The following is a 3,129-nucleotide window of genomic DNA, read 5'->3' on the forward strand; positions in this document are numbered from 1 at the left end:
TGGCCTACTACACCGAGAAGATCATGAAGGAACCGGGCTGGACCATGGCCGGGGTATTCGCAGACGAGGGTATCACCGGCACCTCCACCTGCAAGCGGAAGGAGTTCCTGCGGATGATTCGCCAGTGCAGGCAGGGGAAGATTGACATGATCCTGGCCAAATCTGTCTCCCGCTTCGCCCGCAACACCGTGGACACCCTCAACTTCACCCGGGAACTGCGGGGCCTGGGCATCCCAGTCATCTTCGAGGAACAGAACATCAACTCCATCTACCCGGAGAGCGAGTTCCTGATCACCCTGCACGGGGCCTTCGCCCAGGCCGAGAGCGAGAGCACCAGCAGCCGGGTGCGCTGGGGCAAGCGCCAGGCCATGAAATCTGGCCATGTCACCATGCAGTACAAGCAGCTTCTGGGCTATGAGAAGGGCCCGGACGGCAAGCCCAGGATTGTTCCGGAGCAGGCGGAGGTGGTCCGCTTCATCTACGACCGCTACCTGGCCGGGGACAGCATCCGGGAGATCAAGGCGGCCCTGGAAGGCCGGGAAATCCCCACGGTCTCCGGAAAAACAAAGTGGATGGCATCCCATATTCGGAGCATCCTGGCCAACGAGAAATACTGTGGGGACGTCCTGCTCCAGAAGACCTTTATCCAGGACTGCATCAGCAAGAAGGTCATTCCAAACACCGGCCAGCTCCCCAAATACCTGATTCAAAACCACCATGAGGGCATCGTCAGCCGGGAGATCTTCGACGCCGTCCAGCTGGAGATGGCCCGGCGGAACGCCAAGGCGGGTGCCACGCGAAAGAGCACCCCCACCGGCCGGGGGAAGTACAGCGGTAAGCATGTCCTCAGCAACCTGCTGTTCTGCGGGGAGTGCGGGACGGCCTACCGGCGGTGCGTGTGGACCCAGCGCGGAATCAAGCGCCCCGTGTGGCGGTGTGTCAGCCGCCTGGACTATGGGAAGAAGTTCTGCACCCAGTCTCCCACCCTCGACGAGGAACCGCTCCAGCAGGCCATCCTGGCCGCTGTCAACGCCGTCATGCTGGACCGGGACACCCTGGCCCGGCAGCTCGCCGCCGCCATGGAGTGGGAGCTGGCCCCGGTTCTGGGGGAGCGCATGAGCCTGGCGGACATCGACCGTGCCCTGGAGGAACTGAGCGGCCGTTTCAACAGCCTGCTGGCCGAGGCGTCAGCCAACCCGGCAGAGGACTATACGGGGCGGTTCCGGGAGCTGTCCGAGTCCACCGCCCATCTCAGGGAGCAAAGGGCTAGGCTGGAGGGGGTCTATCAGGAAAACCAAAAGGTGAACCAGCGCCTGCGGACGGTGTCGGCCGCCATGGAACACATGTCGGCGGCGCTGACGGAGTGGGATGAGGAGGTCATCCACCAGCTGCTGGAGAAGGTGACGGTGCTCTCCCGGGAAAAGATCCGGGTGACCTTCCGGGATGGCCGGGAGATCGAGCAGTATGTGGCGCAGCCCAAAAGGAGGAAGCTTGCATGAAGATCTTCGCTACAGGCGACACCCACGGGAATCTTGAGCGGTTCCGCCCGGAATACTTCCCAGAGGGCGGGGAACTAACCAAGGAGGACGTAGTGCTCCAGCTGGGAGACTTCGGCGGCGTGTGGTTCGGAGATGAACGGGATGACGAGGCGCTGGACTGGCTGGAAGGCCTGCCCTTCACGTTGGCCTTCGTCTCGGGAAACCATGAAAACTACGATGCCCTTGTGAAATACCCGATAGAGAACTGGCACGGCGGCAGGGTGCAGCCCATCCGGCCCCACGTGCTCCACCTGATGCGGGGGCAGGTATTTGAGCTGGCCGGCCGCACCTTCTTCACCATGGGCGGGGCGGCCTCCCACGACATTGAGGACGGCATCCTCAGCCTGGAAGATCCCAACTTTGAGCGAAAATACCTGACATTGAAGCGGAAAGAGCACGCCCGATTCCGCATCGATCACCTGTCCTAGTGGAGGGAGGAGTTACCCTCGGAGGAGGAATATGCAGAGGCCAGACGAAACCTGGACGCCCACGGCTGGGCGGTGGACTACATCCTCACTCACTGCGCCCCCACCAGCATTGCCCTCCAGTTTTCCCGACACAATGTGGCGGATCACCTGACGGACTTCCTCCAGGAGGTCAAAGACCGGACACAATACCACTACTGGCTGTTCGGGCACTACCATGACAACAAAGTCATTGATACCAAGCACATCCTCCTGTGGGAGCAAATCGTGCAGATCCTATAAGCAGAAGGCCATGAGGGAAAGGGCGGCGGTTCCGCCGCCTTTTCCTTTGTGACTTTCCAGATAAGGCAATCCGCCGGAAAGGACAAGAAGATGAACAAGCGAAAGCTGGTTGACTATACCTCGATGTACGAAGCCTTGAACACTCTCATGAAAACCGAACTGCTGGAGGTGGAATTGTACTTTGAGATTGGATGGGCTGTCTGCACCCGCCCGGAGAAGGGCGCGGCGGTGATGGCCGCTGAGCATCTCCAGGCAAGCTGCCCTGAAAGCAAGGGCTTCTCCCCACGAAACCTGCGACGGATGCGGGAGTTCTACCGTGCCTACGCAGATAGCCGGGAACTGCAGGCACTGGCCCTAAAGCTGGGCTGGACGCAGAACGTGGCCATTCTGGAGGGCTGTGAAGGCAGCCAGGAACGCGCCTGGTATCTCCGGGCCGCTCAGGAGCACCACTGGACCAAGACGGAGCTGATGGAGCAGATCCAGGCCGGGGCATGGCTGCAGGAAGGACTCGACGAGCTGGGCAATACCTGCTATACTGAGAGTGGCACAGTATCAGCGGGGTGTCTGGAGCATGAAGAAGATCCTTTTTGTGTGTCACGGCAATATTTGTCGGAGTCCGATGGCCGAGTATGTGATGAAGGACTTGGTGAAAAAGTCAGGTCTGGAGGAGGAGTTCCAGATCGCCTCGGCGGCCACCAGCCGGGAGGAGATCGGCAACCCGGTCTACCCTCCGGCCCGGCGGAAGCTGGCGGAGCACGGCATCCCCTGCGAGAGCCACGCCGCCCGGCAGCTCCGCAACCACGACTACGAGGAATACGACCTGCTCATTGGGATGGACAGGGCCAACCTCCGCAGCATGTACCGCATCTGCGGCGGCGACTTCA

At 61.2% G+C, this 3,129-nt stretch carries 2 protein-coding genes and 2 pseudogenes; all 4 read left to right on the forward strand.

What is annotated here, in order from left to right:
• Window positions 1–1,499 (forward strand): recombinase family protein (locus QZ378_RS12475; protein ID WP_291258500.1); only part of this gene is annotated, 1,499 nt, incomplete at its 5' end.
• A pseudogene (locus tag QZ378_RS12480) lies at window positions 1,496–2,245 on the forward strand (metallophosphoesterase). The gene QZ378_RS12475 and the pseudogene QZ378_RS12480, both read left to right, overlap by 4 nt.
• Window positions 2,246–2,392: 147 nt before the next feature.
• Window positions 2,393–2,722, forward strand: a pseudogene (locus tag QZ378_RS13020) (DUF1016 N-terminal domain-containing protein); the annotation flags it as partial.
• Window positions 2,723–2,816: 94 nt separating this feature from the next.
• The coding region (locus tag QZ378_RS12485) for a low molecular weight protein-tyrosine-phosphatase (protein WP_291258501.1) at window positions 2,817–3,129 on the forward strand (313 nt) is incomplete at its 3' end.

Source organism: Flavonifractor sp. (assembly GCF_019422385.1).
Classification (GTDB): Bacteria; Bacillota; Clostridia; order Oscillospirales; family Oscillospiraceae; genus Flavonifractor; species Flavonifractor avistercoris.